Source organism: Lysobacter sp. 1R34A (assembly GCF_051217035.1).
Taxonomy (GTDB): Bacteria; Pseudomonadota; Gammaproteobacteria; order Xanthomonadales; family Xanthomonadaceae; genus Lysobacter.
Map to the genome: position 1 here is coordinate 1 of NZ_JBPKJP010000021.1, position 13,236 is coordinate 13,236.

The following is a 13,236-nucleotide window of genomic DNA, read 5'->3' on the forward strand; positions in this document are numbered from 1 at the left end:
GGGCAACGGCGCGCCGCGCCCGACCCGCCCGGCCGCGCCGAGCGCCATGCCGCGCGGTTTCCTGCCGGCCGACCCACTGCGAATCACCGAAGCCGACAGTGCGACCCTGGCTGCGCGCATGGCCGCCGGCGACTTCAACAGCGTCCGACTGACCCAGGCCTACCTCGACCGCATCGCCGCACTCGACGACGACGGGCCTCGGCTCAACGCGGTGATCGAACTCAATCCGGATGCGCTGGCCGAGGCGCGCGCGCTCGACGAAGAGCGCAAGGCCGGCCGGCTGCGCGGCCCGCTGCACGGCATCGCGGTGCTGATCAAGGACAACATCGACGCCACTCCGATGGTCAACTCGGCCGGCTCGCTGGCCTTGGCCGCGCATCGCCCGGCGCAGGACGCGCCGCTGGTCGGCGCACTGCGCCAGGCCGGCGCGGTGATCCTCGGCAAGACCAACCTCAGCGAGTGGGCCAACTTCCGCTCGTCGCGCTCGATCTCCGGCTGGAGCGGCCGCGGCGGGCTGACCCGCAACCCCTACGCGCTCGACCGCACCGCTTGCGGTTCCAGCAGCGGCACCGGCGCGGCGATCGCCGCCAGCCTGGCCACGATCGGCGTCGGCACCGAGACCGACGGCAGCATCCTGTGCCCGGCGGCGATGAACGGCCTGGTCGGCTTCAAGCCCAGCGTCGGCCTGGTCAGTCGCGCCGGGATCATCCCGATCTCGCACAGCCAGGACAGCGCCGGCCCGATGGCGCGCAGCGTCGCCGACGCCGCGCAACTGCTGAACGTGCTCGCCGCGGCCGAGGCCGGCGGCGACAGCGCCGCGCAGGCCGCCGCCGGCAAACGCATCGACGACTACGTCGCCGCGCTCGATGCCGAGTCCTTGCGCGGCGCCCGCCTCGGCTTCATCCGCGAATCCGGGGTCAAGACGCCTGCGGCGATCGACGCGGTGCTCGAGCGCAGCTTCATGGGCATGCGCGATGCCGGCGCCACCATCGTCGAGGTGCGGATCCCGACCGCCGGGCAGTGGGACGCGGCCGAGTTCGAAGTGCTGCTGTACGAGTTCAAGGACGGCGTCGAGCGCTACCTGCGCGAGCACGACGCACCGGCCAGGACCCTGACCGAGCTGATCGCCTTCAACCGCGCCAACGCCGCGACCGAGATGCCCTACTTCGAACAGGAACTGCTCGAACAAGCCAACCGGAAGGGCAGCCTCAAGGACCCGGCCTATCGCAAGGCCGCGGCCCGCGCGCGCCAGCTGGCCGGCGCGCAAGGCATCGACGCGGTGATGAAGCGGCACAAGCTCGACGCGCTGATCGCGGTCGCGACGACCCCGGCCTTCATGGTCGACGCCGTCAACGGGGACCCCTTCGGCGGCGCGAGCTGGGGCGCCGCCGCGGTGGCCGGATACCCGAGCCTGACCGTGCCGCTCGGCGAAGCCTCCGGCCTGCCGGTCGGCCTGGTCTTCATGGGCCGGCGCTGGAGCGACGCGAAGCTGCTGTCGCTGGGCTATGCCTTCGAGCAACTGACCCGGGCGCGCACCGCGCCGAAGTATCGGGCGACCGTGAATCCCTGAGGATGGGACGCGGTTGCGCTGGGTGGAGTTGGAGTTGGAGTTGGAGTTGGAGTTGGAGTTGGAGTTGGAGTTGGGGTTGGGGTTGGGGTTGGGGTTGGGGTTGGGGTCTGCGATGGTGTGGCGTCGCGCCGTGCGGTGTAGCGGTCTCGGCTCACGCCGCTCCTATCCTGCGACGGAGCGCCGTCCCGGCGAATGGTGTCGGCGTTGTCGGCACTGCGCGTCGTGTGGTCGCGGCTCACGCCGCTCCTACAGTGGATGGATTCGCAGGGTCGCCCGTGTAGGAGCGACGTGAGTCGCGACCGCAGGACGCGCAGAAGTAACAAGGCCGTCGTCATCCGTCGAGGCGGCGCGCGTTCGCCAGGGGTAGGAGCGGCGCAAGCCGCGACCGCCATGCCTCGGTCTCGCTTCGCCGTTGGGTCTCTCTGTAGGAGCGACGTGAGTCGCGACCGCGGGACGCGCAGAAGTAACAAGGCCGTCGTCGTCCGTCGAGGCGGCGCGCGTTCGCCAGGGGTAGGAGCGGCGCAAGCCGCGACCGCCATGCCTCGGTCTCGCTTCGCCGTTGGGTCTCTCCGTAGGAGCGACGTGAGTCGCGACCGCGGGACGCGCAGAAGTAACAAGGCCGTCGTCATCCGTCGAGGCGGCGCGCGTTCGCCAGGGGTAGGAGCGCGCAAGCCGCGACCGCCATGCCTCGGTCTCGCTTCGCCGTTGGGTCTCTTTGTAGGAGCGACGTGAGTCGCGACCGCGGGACGCGCAGAAGTAACAAGGCCGTCGTCATCCGTCGAAGCGGCGCGCGTTAGCAAGGGGCAGGAGGGACGCAAGCCGCGACATCGCTGTGACGGTCTTACGGCGCATCGCTCACTCGAACCAAATCAGGATCAAGATCAAACCCAAAGCTTCCGCCACTAAAGCGGCGGGTTACTTTCTTTTGTCATAAGCAACAAAAGAAAGGTAACCAAAGAAAAATGCTTTTTTCTTGAATCACCAGCCCGCACGAGCGGTGCATACGCCGGGATTTTTCATACGGGACATCCCTGTCCCGATGAAAAACGGCGCGCGTCCCTGCGCGCCGCCCTCCGGGTCTTCTATGGCCTTCGCTAGTGCGACGCGACGCAAAGCAACGGCAACGGCAACGGGCAACGGGCAACGGGCAACGGGCAACGGGCAACGACAGTAGCAATAGCAACGGGCGGGACGGTCAACTACGACGCTACTCTTGGGTAGGAGCGGCGCAAGCCGCGACCGTCGACTCCATGCCTCCGGCATCCCTAACCATCACCCCGCACTCCAACAAACAAAAACCCGCCTTGCGGCGGGTTTTCGTCTTGCGGGCGCATCGGCCGAGGCCAGAACGAAACCTCAGGCCGGCGCGGCGATCTGCGCCTGCTTGCGGACGATCAGCATCGCCACTTCCAGCGCCTGTTCGTAGTTCAGGCGCGGGTCGACGGTGGAGCGGTAGGCGCGGTCGAGATCGCTCTCGGTCAGTTCGCGTGCGCCGCCGAGGCACTCGGTCACGTCTTCGCCGGTCAGTTCCAGATGCACGCCGCCCATGCGGGTTCCGGCGGCCGCGTGCAGTTCGAACGAAGTCTCGATCTCGGCGCGGATGTTGCGGAAGCGACGGGTCTTGTAGCCGTTGCTGGTGCTCTCGGTGTTGCCGTGCATCGGGTCGCAGACCCACAGCACGCGACGGCCGTCGCGACGCATCGCGTCGAGCAGCGGCGGCAGCTTCTCGGCGATGTGGCTCGCGCCCATGCGGTGGATGAAGGTCAGGCGGCCGGGCTCGTCCTCGGGGTTGAGCAGGTCGATGGTGCGCAGCAGCTGGTCCGGCGTCACCGTCGGGCCGACCTTGAGCGCGATCGGGTTGCGGATACCGCGGAAATACTCGGCATGGGCGCCGTCGACCGCGGCGGTGCGCATGCCGATCCACGGGTAATGGGTGCTGAGGTTGAAGAAGCCCCAGTGACGCGGCACCTGCCGGGTCAAGGACTCTTCGTACGGCAACAGCAAGGCCTCGTGCGAGGTGTAGAAGTCGACCCGGTTGAGGTTGTGCACTTCCGAACCCGACAAGGTTTCCATGAAACGCACCGCATCGCCGATGGCGTTGACCATGCGCCGGTACTCGTCGGCCAGCGGCGAATGGCCGACCCAATTCAGGTTCCAGTACTCGGGATGATGCAGGTCGGCGAAACCGCCGTCGATCAGGGCGCGGACGAAGTTCATCGTCATCGCCGAGCGCGCATGCGCCTTGATCATGCGGCGCGGGTCGGGCTTGCGCGCGGCCTCGTTGAAGGCCGGCGCGTTGACCATGTCGCCGCGGTAGCTCGGCAGGGTGATCCCGTCGATGGTCTCGGTGTCGGCCGAACGCGGCTTGGCGTACTGGCCGGCGAAACGGCCGACGCGCACCACCGGCTTGCGCATGCCGTGGACGAGCACCAGGCTCATCTGCAGCAGCACCTTGAGGCGGTTGGAGATCACGTCCGAGGAACACTGGTCGAAGCTCTCGGCGCAGTCGCCGCCCTGCAGCAGGAAGCGCTTGCCTTCCTGCGCCTCGGCGAGCTGCTGCTTGAGCGAGAGGATCTCCCACGAAGTCACAAGCGGCGGCAGATGACGCAGTTCCTGCAACGCGGATTCCAGCTCGGCCGCGTCCGGATAATTCGGCAACTGCAATGCGGTGCGCTCGCGCCAGGACGTGGGCGTCCAGTCGGCGGGAAGGTTGACGGCACGCAGGTTGCGATCGGAGGCGCTCATTTCCTTGGTTTCCAGTTGGGGGCTGCGGTGGGGATCGAGTGAGGCGGGATGGCTCTGTCCAGTCAGGACTCTATTGAATCAACGACGGCGGAACGCGGCATAGGCCGCCCAGACCGCCAGCACGACGAAGCAGATCAGGCTCCAGGCCGGCATGGCCAGGCCGAGGAAGCTCCAATCGACCGCGGCGCATTCGCCGGAACCGGTCATGACCTTGCGGATCACCCCGGCGATCGGCATCGCATCGAGCATGTAATCCAGGCCCGGGCCGCAGGCCGGGACCTGGTCCGGCGGCAGGTGCTGCAGGCGCACGTGGTTGCCGGCGACGGCGATGCCGCCGAGCGAGGCCAGCAGGGCCAGCACGCCGTAGGTGCGGCGCCCGCCGGCACTCTTCGGGCCATGCACGGCGCCGGCCAGGAACACCAGGCCGAGCGCGAAGAAGGCCACGCGCTGGAAGATGCACAGCGGGCAGGGTTCGAGGTGTTGGTACAGCTGCAGGTAGAACGCGTACGCAAGCAGGCCGGTGCAGGCCAGGAAGCCGAGCAGGTACTGGGTCCGGAAAGAGGCTTTGAAGGGGTTCATGTTCACACCATACGGGTCTGGGTCGGGTCGTGCCAATGTCGGATAGGCATGTCGCTACGCAACGTGGCGTTTCGTCGCAGCAACATCGACTGCGCCGGACGGGGAAAGTTGCGCCGAGAAACCGATCGTCCGCCCGAAACCCTCTTCCGCAGCCCGCCTGCCCCGATCATTACCGCCGTAACCGTTGCCGAAGTAACCGTCGCCGAAAAGCAAAAACCCCGGCCGGGGCCGGGGCTTCGCTCGCTGGGCACGCGACCGTCGCCGGTCGCCTGCCTGTTGGCTTGCATGTCGTATCGCAGCGCCGGTCGCCCGGCGCAGGCGATCACTCGGCCGCGGCTTGCGGACGATCGACCAGCTCGACGTAGGCCATCGGCGCATTGTCGCCAGCGCGGAAACCGCACTTGAGGATGCGCAGGTAACCGCCCGGGCGCGAGGCATAACGCGGGCCGAGTTCGACGAACAGGGTGCCGACGGCTTCCTTGTCGCGCAGGCGCGAGAAGGCCAGGCGGCGGTTGGCGACGCCGTCCTTCTTGGCGAGGGTGATGAGCGGCTCGGCGACGCGACGCAGCTCCTTCGCCTTCGGCAGGGTGGTGCGGATGAGACCGTGCTTGATCAGCGAAGCGGCCATGTTGGTGAACATGGCGTCGCGGTGAGCACTGGTGCGGCTGAACTTACGGCCGGATTTCTGGTGGCGCATGGTTGGGATTCCTGATGAATGTCGTAACTGTTGGAGATCGCTGTCGCCATCCAGGCGTTGGAGCATTGGACTGCGGGTGGTCCGAACCGGCCTTCCCTGACCGGAGAGCCGCGGACTTCTGGGTCCGTCGGCATGTGTTGCGGTGTTGCGGTGTTGCTTCTAATCAGAAATCCACGCTTCGGCTGAGCTTCGGCGTGGATTTCTTTTCGTTCCCGGCCCTGCGCCGCGCGCAGGGCCTTCGCCCAAGCCGCGCGGCAATGCCGCGCGAGCCAGGCTGGGCCTTAGCCCATCATCCCGTGCGAGGCGATGCCGGCGGGCGGCCAGTTTTCCAGCTTCATGCCGAGGGACAGGCCGCGCTGAGCCAGCACTTCCTTGATCTCGGTGAGCGACTTCTTGCCGAGGTTCGGGGTCTTGAGCAGCTCGACTTCGGTCTTCTGGATCAGATCGCCGACGTAGTAGATGCTCTCGGCCTTGAGGCAGTTGGCCGAACGAACGGTCAGTTCGAGGTCGTCGATCGGACGCAGCAGGATCGGATCGATGCCGCTGGTGGCCGGCTTCTGCGCACCGCGGTCGCGGTGGGTGAAGTCGCCGAACACCGACAGCTGATCGGTGAGGATATCGGCCGCGGTGCGCACGGCTTCCTCGGCGTCGATCGTGCCGTTGGTTTCGATGTCGAGCACGAGCTTGTCGAGGTCGGTGCGCTGTTCGACGCGCGCGGCTTCCACCGCGTAGGCGACGCGACGGACCGGCGAGAAGCTGGCGTCGAGCATCAGGCGGCCGATCGCACGGGTTTCTTCGTCCGGACGACGGCGCGAAGCCGCCGGCTGGTAGCCGAAGCCACGCTCGATCTTCAGACGCATGTTGAGTGCCGTGTCCTTGGTCAGGTGGCAGATCACATGGTCGGTGTTGAGGATTTCGACGTTGTGGTCGGTCTTGATGTCGCCGGCGGTGACGATGCCGGGACCCTGCTTGGCCAGCGACAGCGTCGAAGCGTCGCCGGTGTGCATGCGGATCGCGACGTCCTTGAGGTTCAGCAGAACCTCCAGCACGTCCTCTTCCAGACCTTCGACCGTGGTGTACTCATGCAACACGCCGTCGATTTCGACCTCGGTGATGGCGAAACCCGGGATCGACGACAGCAGCACGCGACGCAGCGCGTTGCCCAGCGTGTGGCCGTAACCGCGCTCCAACGGCTCGATCACGACTTTCGCGCGATTGCCAGTGAGGCGTTCGATCTGCGGACCGCGCGGGCGCAGTACCTGGTTGGCGGTAACCGTCATGTTTCGGTGTCTCCAATGACCTCCGTCGGGGGGCGACGGGAGGCTTTAGCTCTTGGAGCCCCCTCTGTTCGAGGGAGCGGCCGATGCGCCTGGCGCATCGACCTGGGTTGCGGGTGTTGCCGGCCCCGGGGGACCGGCAGCGCCCTGCACTATTACTTGCTGTACAACTCGACGATCAGCGCTTCGTTGATGTCGGCCGGCAGGTCCGCACGATCCGGAACCGCCTTGAACACGCCGCTGAACTTCTTGTTGTCGACCTCGACCCACGACGGCGACAGGTCCATCTGCGACGACACGGTCAGGGATTCCTGCACGCGAAGCTGCTTCTGGGCGCGCTCGGACAACGCGATCGCGTCGCCGGCCTTGACCTGGTACGACGGGAGGTTGACCGACTTGCCGTTGACCGTGACGCCACGGTGCGAAACCAGCTGGCGGGCGGCCGGACGGGTCACGGCGAAGCCCATGCGGTAGACGACGTTGTCGAGACGGGTCTCCAGCAACTGCAGCAGGTTCTCGCCGGTGTTGCCCTTCTTGGTCGAGGCCTTCTTGTAGTAGTTGCGGAACTGACGCTCCAGCAGACCGTAGATACGCTTGACCTTTTGCTTCTCGCGAAGCTGGGTGGCGTAATCGGACAGCTTGCCCTTGCGGGCGGTGGGGCCATGCTGGCCGGGCTTTTGCTCGAGCTTGCACTTCGAGTCGAGCGCGCGGGCGGACGACTTCAGACCAAGGTCGGCGCCTTCGCGACGAGCGAGCTTACAGGTGGGGCCAATATAACGAGCCATTTTTCTTCAGCTCCTCAGACGCGACGCTTTTTCGGCGGACGGCACCCGTTGTGCGGGATGGGCGTCACGTCGATGATGTTGATGATCTTGTATCCGACGTTGTTCAGCGAACGAACGGCGGACTCGCGACCCGGACCCGGGCCCTTGATGCGCACTTCCAGCGACTTGACGCCGTAGTCGAGCGCAGCACGGCCAGCCTTTTCGGCTGCCACCTGGGCGGCGAACGGGGTCGACTTGCGGGAACCGCGGAAACCCGCGCCGCCCGAGGTCGCCCACGAGAGCGCGTTGCCCTGGCGGTCGGTGATCGTGATGATGGTGTTGTTGAAAGAAGCGTGGACGTGGGCGATGCCGTCGGTGACGACTCGCTTGATCTTCTTCTTGGTTTTGGCAGCTGCCGGCTTGGCCATGGTATGGGTCCCTTACTTCTTGATGGCCTTGCGCGGACCCTTGCGGGTACGTGCATTGGTACGCGTGCGCTGACCACGCAGCGGCAAGCCGCGGCGGTGACGCAGGCCGCGGTAGCAGCCCAGGTCCATCAAACGCTTGATCGCAATACCGACCTCGCGACGCAGGTCGCCTTCGACCACGAACTTGCCGACTTCGGCGCGCAAGCGCTCGACTTCCGGCTCGGACAGGTCACGGATTTTGGTCGTCGAAGTGACGCCTGCGGACTCGCAGACTTGCTTCGAACGGGTACGGCCGATGCCGAAAATGCTTTGCAGGCCAACCCAGACATGCTTCTGGGCAGGCAAATTAACGCCCGCAATACGCGCCATAAGGCGATCTCCAACTGATTTGGCGGCCAGGACGGATTAATCCTGGCGGAGTGAACTGGAAATTATATCTAGGTCTCGGGTTAATAGGAAGCCCCGCGGCACCAAAGGTGCCACGGAACCACGGCATGGGGAGTGTGCCCATGCTCCGGCGACGAATCTGAACTGGCTGAACAAGGCGATGACCTGCCTCCCCAGCCCCGCGCGCTACTCTGGCGCGCGGAACGGTCCCGACTCACCCGCGCGCGAGACCGCCGCGCGAGCCGCCCTTCAAGTTCGCTTTCTTCAACAGGCTTTCGTACTGATGCGACATCAGATGAGCCTGGATTTGAGCGATGAAATCCATCACCACGACCACGACGATCAGCAACGAGGTGCCGCCGAAGTAGAACGAGGTTCCCAGTTGGGTGCGCATGACCTCCGGAAGGAGGCAGACGATCACCAGGTAAATCGCGCCAGCCGCCGTAAGGCGAGTCAGCACGCCGTCAACGTAGTCCGCGGTGGCCTTGCCGGGACGGATGCCCGGGATCAGCGCGCCCGACTTCTTGAGGTTGTCGGCGGTTTCCTGCGAATTGAACACCAGCGCCGTGTAGAAGAACGCGAAGCCGATGATCAGGCCAGCATACAGGATCATGTGAACCGGTTCACCCGGGTTCAACCACTGGCTGAGGCGCTGCAGGAAGCCGGAGAAACCGCTGCCGCTGTTGTTCTGGGCGAACCAGGTCGCTGCCGTCGCCGGGAACATCACGATGCTCGAGGCGAAGATCGCGGGGATCACGCCCGACATGTTGAGCTTCAGCGGCAGGAACGAGGCCTGGTTCATGTAGGCGTTACGGCCGCCTTGGCGACGGGCGTAATTGACCGTGATCCGACGCTGGCCGCGCTCGACGAACACCACCAGATAGGTGAAGCCGACGACCAGGGCGATGATCGCGATCGCCGCGATGGCGCTCATGTCGCCGTTGCGGATCTGCTCGAACATCTGCAGGACCGCGGCGGGCAGGCCCGCGACGATGCCGGCGAAGATGATCAGGGAGACGCCGTTGCCGATACCGCGTTCGGTGATCTGCTCGCCGAGCCACATCAGGAACATCGTGCCCGCGGTCAACGCGATCACGGCGGTCAGGATGAAGCCCATGCCCGGCGCGTACACCACCGGCACGCCGTTCGGCGCCATGCTCGACTGCAGGCCGGCGGCGATGCCCCAGGCCTGGAACACCGCCAGCGGAATCGCGCCCATGCGCGACCACTGGTTGATCTTGCGCCGGCCCGATTCGCCTTCCTTCTGGATGGCTTTCAGGCTGGGCACGATCTGCACCAGCAGCTGCACGATGATCGAGGCCGAGATGTACGGCATCACGTTCAGTGCGAACAAGCTGAAGCGATGCAGGGCGCCGCCCGAGAACATGTTGAACATGTCCACGATCGTGCCCTGCTTGGTCGACATGAACTCGACCATCGCCTGCGGGTTGACGCCGGGCACCGGGATGTAGCTACCGATGCGGTAGACGATCAAAGCGCCGATCACGAACAGCAAACGCTGACGGAGCTCGGTGAACTTACCGAGCCCGCCACCGAGGCCAGCCATCGCGTTGCCGCTCCGCGCCATGCGTCGTTTACTCCTCGACCTTGCCGCCGGCCGCTTCGACGGCGGCCTTGGCGCCGGCCGTGGCCAGCACGCCCTTGAGTACGAACTTCTTGGTCAGCTCGCCCTTCTTGACGATCTTGGCCTGCTTGGCCGAGCTCGGAACGAGCTTGGCGGCCTTGAGGGCGGCAAAATCGACGTCGCCGGCATCCAGCTTGTCCAGCTGGTACAGCAGCACTTCGGCCGTGTCGTTCTTCAGCTTGGAGCGGAAGCCGATCTTCGGCAGGCGACGCTGCATGGGCATCTGGCCGCCTTCGAAGCCGGCCTTGATCTTGCCCTTGCCCGAACGGGCGAACGAGCCCTTGTGGCCGCGGCCGGCGGTCTTGCCGAGGCCGGAACCGATACCGCGACCGACGCGCTTGCGGTCTTCGCGGGCGCCGTCAGCCGGCTTGAGTGTATTGAGACGCATGATGTTCTCCTTAGCCCTCGACCTGAACCAGGTAGTGGACCGTGTTGATCAGACCACGAACCTGCGGGCTGTCTTTCAGCACGCGCACGTCGTTGAGCTTGTTCAGGCCGAGCGCCTTCACCGACAGGCGGTGACGGGCCTGGCAACCGCGCATGCCCTTGACCAGGCGCACGGTGACGGTGCCGCCTTCGACGGCCTTGTTTTCGGCCTTAGCCATGGTGCAGATCCTCCACCTTCTTGCCGCGCTTGGCAGCGATCTTGGCCGGCGAGTGCATGCCGGTCAGACCCTTCAGCGTGGCGCGAACCAGGTTGATCGGGTTACGCGAACCGGTGGCCTTGGCCAACACGTTCTTGACGCCGACCGCTTCGAGCACGGCGCGCATCGCGCCGCCGGCGATCACGCCGGTACCTTCCGACGCCGGCTGCATGTACACATGCGCCGCGCCGTGGCCCGACTTGACCGCGTGCCACAAGGTGCCGCCGTTGAGGTCCACGTTGTTCATCGCCTTGCGGGCGTATTCCATCGACTTCTGGATCGCGACCGGCACTTCGCGCGCCTTGCCGTAGCCGAAGCCGACCTTGCCGTTGCCGTCGCCCACCACCGTCAGAGCGGTGAAGGTGAACTGGCGACCGCCCTTGACCGTCTTGCTGACGCGGTTGACCGCGATCAGCTTCTCGATCATGCCGTCGTCGATTTCTTCGCGGTTGCGATCACGGTCGCGGCCCCGCGGTGCTCTATCGTCTGCCATTTCGATGTCTCGTTTATTGAAGGGATTTGCGGCGTCGCCGCTTATGATTGTGAAGTGGCTCGGGTGTTGCGGCGATGGCGGGAACCCGTCATCGCGCCCGACGCAGCCCGCGTCGGCGGGTTGAAACGATTGATTGCATCAGGCGTGGAGACGAATCTCCACGCTTTCAAGCCTGCGAAGGCCCGGATGCTTAGAACTGCAGACCGCCTTCACGCGCGGCATCGGCCAGCGCCTTGATGCGGCCATGGTAGCGGTAGCCCGAGCGGTCGAAAGCGACCTTCTCGATACCGGCCGCCTTGGCGCGCTCGGCGATCATCTTGCCGACCTTGACGGCGGCTTCGGCGTTCTTGCCGTTCTTCAGGCCTTCCTTGACGTCGGCCTGGACGGTCGAAGCGGTGGCCAGGACCTTGGAGCCGTCGGCGGTGAAGACCTGGGCGTACAGGTGCTGGCCGGTGCGGAGCACGGTCAGGCGGGCGACGCCGAGGTTGCGGATGTGCGAACGGGTCGACTTGGCGCGACGCAGACGAGCGATGTTCTTGTTCATGTTCTGATCTCCGAAAGCTGAAAGCTTGGTGTTCTGGGGCCGGTACGGGACCGGCGCCCTACCCGTTAGGCCTTCTTGGCTTCCTTACGGATGATGACTTCGCCGGCGTACTTCACACCCTTGCCCTTGTAGGGCTCCGGCGGACGGAAACCGCGAATCTTGGCGGCGACTTCGCCGACGCGCTGCTTGTCCGCGCCCGAGACCAGGATCTCGGTCTGGGTCGGCGTGGCGATCGTGATGCCTTCCGGGGCCTTGAACAGGACCGGGTGCGAGAAACCCAGCGACAGGTTCAGGTCGGAACCGGCCATCGAGGCGCGGTAACCGACGCCGACCAGCTCGAGCTTGCGCTCGAAGCCTTCCGACACGCCCTTCACCATGTTGGCGAGGATGGCGCGCAGGGTGCCGGTCAGCGGGATCAGCGCCGCGTCTTCGGTCGCGAACAACGCTTCGCCGTTCTCGATCTTCAGGTTGATGGCGGCCGGCTTGGCGATCGACAGCGAGCCCTTCGGGCCCTTGGCGACGATCGAATCGGACTGGACGTTCAGCTCAACACCCTTCGGCAGGGCGATCGGCTTCTTGGCAACTCGGGACATGGTCGTTTACTCCCTTAGGCCACGAAGCACAGGACTTCACCGCCGACGCCCTGCTGGCGCGCCTGCGCATCGGTCATGATGCCTTTCGAGGTGGAGATGATGGCGATGCCCAGGCCGCCGAGGACCTTGGGCAGCTCTTCCTTGCCGCGGTACTGGCGCAGGCCCGAGCGGGAGTAGCGCTGGAGGCGCTCGATCACCGGCTTGCCTTCGTAGTACTTCAGCGAAATTTCGAGTTCGGACTTGCCCGGGGCGACTTCCGTCACGCGGGAATCCAGGATGTAACCCTCGTCCTTCAACACGGCCGCGATGGCCACCTTGACCTTGGACGACGGCATTTTCACCGTCGGCTTGCGCACAGCCGCCGCATTCTTGATGCGGACCAGCATGTCGGCGATGGGATCAGTCATGCTCATTGAGATTCACCTTATGAGTAGCACCGATATCCGCGGAATTGCGAATTTCAGTTGTAGTAACGCTTTCCTGCGACGGTCCCAGAAGCGCCGCCGCGACCCGAGGGCCGCGGCGGTGGATCCGGGAAAGCCGACTATCTTACCAGCTTGCCTTGCGAAGACCAGGCACGTCGCCGCGCATGGTGGCTTCGCGCAGCTTGTTGCGGCCGAGGCCGAACTTGCTGTATACGCCGCGCGAGCGGCCGGTCAGGGCGCAACGGTTGCGCTGACGGCTCGGCGAGGAGTCGCGGGGCAGCTTGGACAGCTTGATCACCGCCTCGGCCTTGTCCTCGTAGGAGGACGCGTCGCTGGAGATGATCTTCTTCAGCTCTTCGCGCTTGCCGGCGTACTTCTTCGCCAGCTTGGCCCGCTTGACCTCGCGGTTGACCATGGAAGTCTTAGCCATTGTTCAATCCTTAAG

At 65.5% G+C, this 13,236-nt stretch carries 16 protein-coding genes; 1 reads left to right on the top strand and 15 read right to left on the bottom strand.

Going from position 1 to position 13,236, the window contains the following annotated elements:
• Positions 1–1,570 (top strand): amidase (locus tag ACSAMQ_RS07755; protein ID WP_435395114.1); only part of this gene is annotated, 1,570 nt, incomplete at its 5' end.
• Between the two features lie 1,356 nt (positions 1,571–2,926).
• On the opposite strand, the gene ACSAMQ_RS07760 is transcribed toward ACSAMQ_RS07755, so the two are convergent.
• The 15 genes from ACSAMQ_RS07760 to rpsN all read right to left on the bottom strand — a co-directional run bounded on the left by ACSAMQ_RS07760 (position 2,927) and on the right by rpsN (position 13,221).
• Complete coding sequence (locus ACSAMQ_RS07760) at positions 2,927–4,315, bottom strand: class II 3-deoxy-7-phosphoheptulonate synthase (protein WP_435395115.1); 1,389 nt, start codon at positions 4,313–4,315, stop codon at positions 2,927–2,929.
• A 78-nt stretch (positions 4,316–4,393) separates the two neighbouring features.
• Positions 4,394–4,894, bottom strand: a complete 501-nt coding sequence (locus tag ACSAMQ_RS07765; protein ID WP_435395116.1) for a disulfide bond formation protein B — start codon at positions 4,892–4,894, stop codon at positions 4,394–4,396.
• A 322-nt stretch (positions 4,895–5,216) separates the two neighbouring features.
• Complete coding sequence (rplQ, locus tag ACSAMQ_RS07770) at positions 5,217–5,591, bottom strand: 50S ribosomal protein L17 (RefSeq protein WP_031373811.1); 375 nt, start codon at positions 5,589–5,591, stop codon at positions 5,217–5,219.
• A 281-nt stretch (positions 5,592–5,872) separates the two neighbouring features.
• Positions 5,873–6,871 carry a DNA-directed RNA polymerase subunit alpha gene (locus ACSAMQ_RS07775; RefSeq protein ID WP_031373812.1) on the bottom strand — a complete coding sequence of 333 codons (999 nt, stop codon included), beginning with the start codon at positions 6,869–6,871 and terminating at the stop codon, positions 5,873–5,875.
• A gap of 152 nt (positions 6,872–7,023) precedes the next feature.
• Positions 7,024–7,653, bottom strand: coding sequence for a 30S ribosomal protein S4 (rpsD, locus tag ACSAMQ_RS07780; protein ID WP_031373813.1), 630 nt, complete (start codon positions 7,651–7,653; stop codon positions 7,024–7,026).
• 14 nt (positions 7,654–7,667) lie between these two features.
• Complete coding sequence (gene rpsK / locus ACSAMQ_RS07785; protein ID WP_031373814.1) at positions 7,668–8,060, bottom strand: 30S ribosomal protein S11; 393 nt, start codon at positions 8,058–8,060, stop codon at positions 7,668–7,670.
• Positions 8,061–8,072: 12 nt separating this feature from the next.
• Positions 8,073–8,429, bottom strand: a complete 357-nt coding sequence (gene rpsM, locus ACSAMQ_RS07790; RefSeq protein WP_031373815.1) for a 30S ribosomal protein S13 — start codon at positions 8,427–8,429, stop codon at positions 8,073–8,075.
• A 232-nt stretch (positions 8,430–8,661) separates the two neighbouring features.
• Entirely contained in the window at positions 8,662–10,035 is a 1,374-nt protein-coding gene (secY, locus tag ACSAMQ_RS07795) for a preprotein translocase subunit SecY (protein WP_031373816.1), read from the bottom strand.
• 7 nt (positions 10,036–10,042) lie between these two features.
• Entirely contained in the window at positions 10,043–10,480 is a 438-nt protein-coding gene (gene rplO / locus ACSAMQ_RS07800) for a 50S ribosomal protein L15 (RefSeq protein ID WP_031373817.1), read from the bottom strand.
• A 10-nt stretch (positions 10,481–10,490) separates the two neighbouring features.
• Positions 10,491–10,697 carry a 50S ribosomal protein L30 gene (gene rpmD, locus ACSAMQ_RS07805; RefSeq protein ID WP_031373818.1) on the bottom strand — a complete coding sequence of 69 codons (207 nt, stop codon included), beginning with the start codon at positions 10,695–10,697 and terminating at the stop codon, positions 10,491–10,493.
• Positions 10,690–11,229, bottom strand: a complete 540-nt coding sequence (rpsE, locus tag ACSAMQ_RS07810) for a 30S ribosomal protein S5 (protein WP_435395117.1) — start codon at positions 11,227–11,229, stop codon at positions 10,690–10,692. The genes rpmD and rpsE overlap by 8 nt, the downstream gene beginning before the upstream one ends.
• Positions 11,230–11,419: 190 nt before the next feature.
• The gene (rplR, locus tag ACSAMQ_RS07815) at positions 11,420–11,773 is read right to left on the bottom strand and encodes a 50S ribosomal protein L18 (protein WP_031373820.1); all 354 of its coding nucleotides are present in this window, start codon (positions 11,771–11,773) and stop codon (positions 11,420–11,422) included.
• 65 nt (positions 11,774–11,838) lie between these two features.
• Positions 11,839–12,366, bottom strand: coding sequence for a 50S ribosomal protein L6 (rplF, locus tag ACSAMQ_RS07820; RefSeq protein ID WP_031373821.1), 528 nt, complete (start codon positions 12,364–12,366; stop codon positions 11,839–11,841).
• A 14-nt stretch (positions 12,367–12,380) separates the two neighbouring features.
• Positions 12,381–12,779, bottom strand: coding sequence for a 30S ribosomal protein S8 (gene rpsH, locus ACSAMQ_RS07825; RefSeq protein ID WP_435395118.1), 399 nt, complete (start codon positions 12,777–12,779; stop codon positions 12,381–12,383).
• Between the two features lie 136 nt (positions 12,780–12,915).
• A complete protein-coding gene (gene rpsN, locus ACSAMQ_RS07830) occupies positions 12,916–13,221 on the bottom strand; it encodes a 30S ribosomal protein S14 (RefSeq protein WP_435395119.1) in 306 nt (101 codons plus the stop codon).
• Positions 13,222–13,236: the final 15 nt, after the last annotated feature.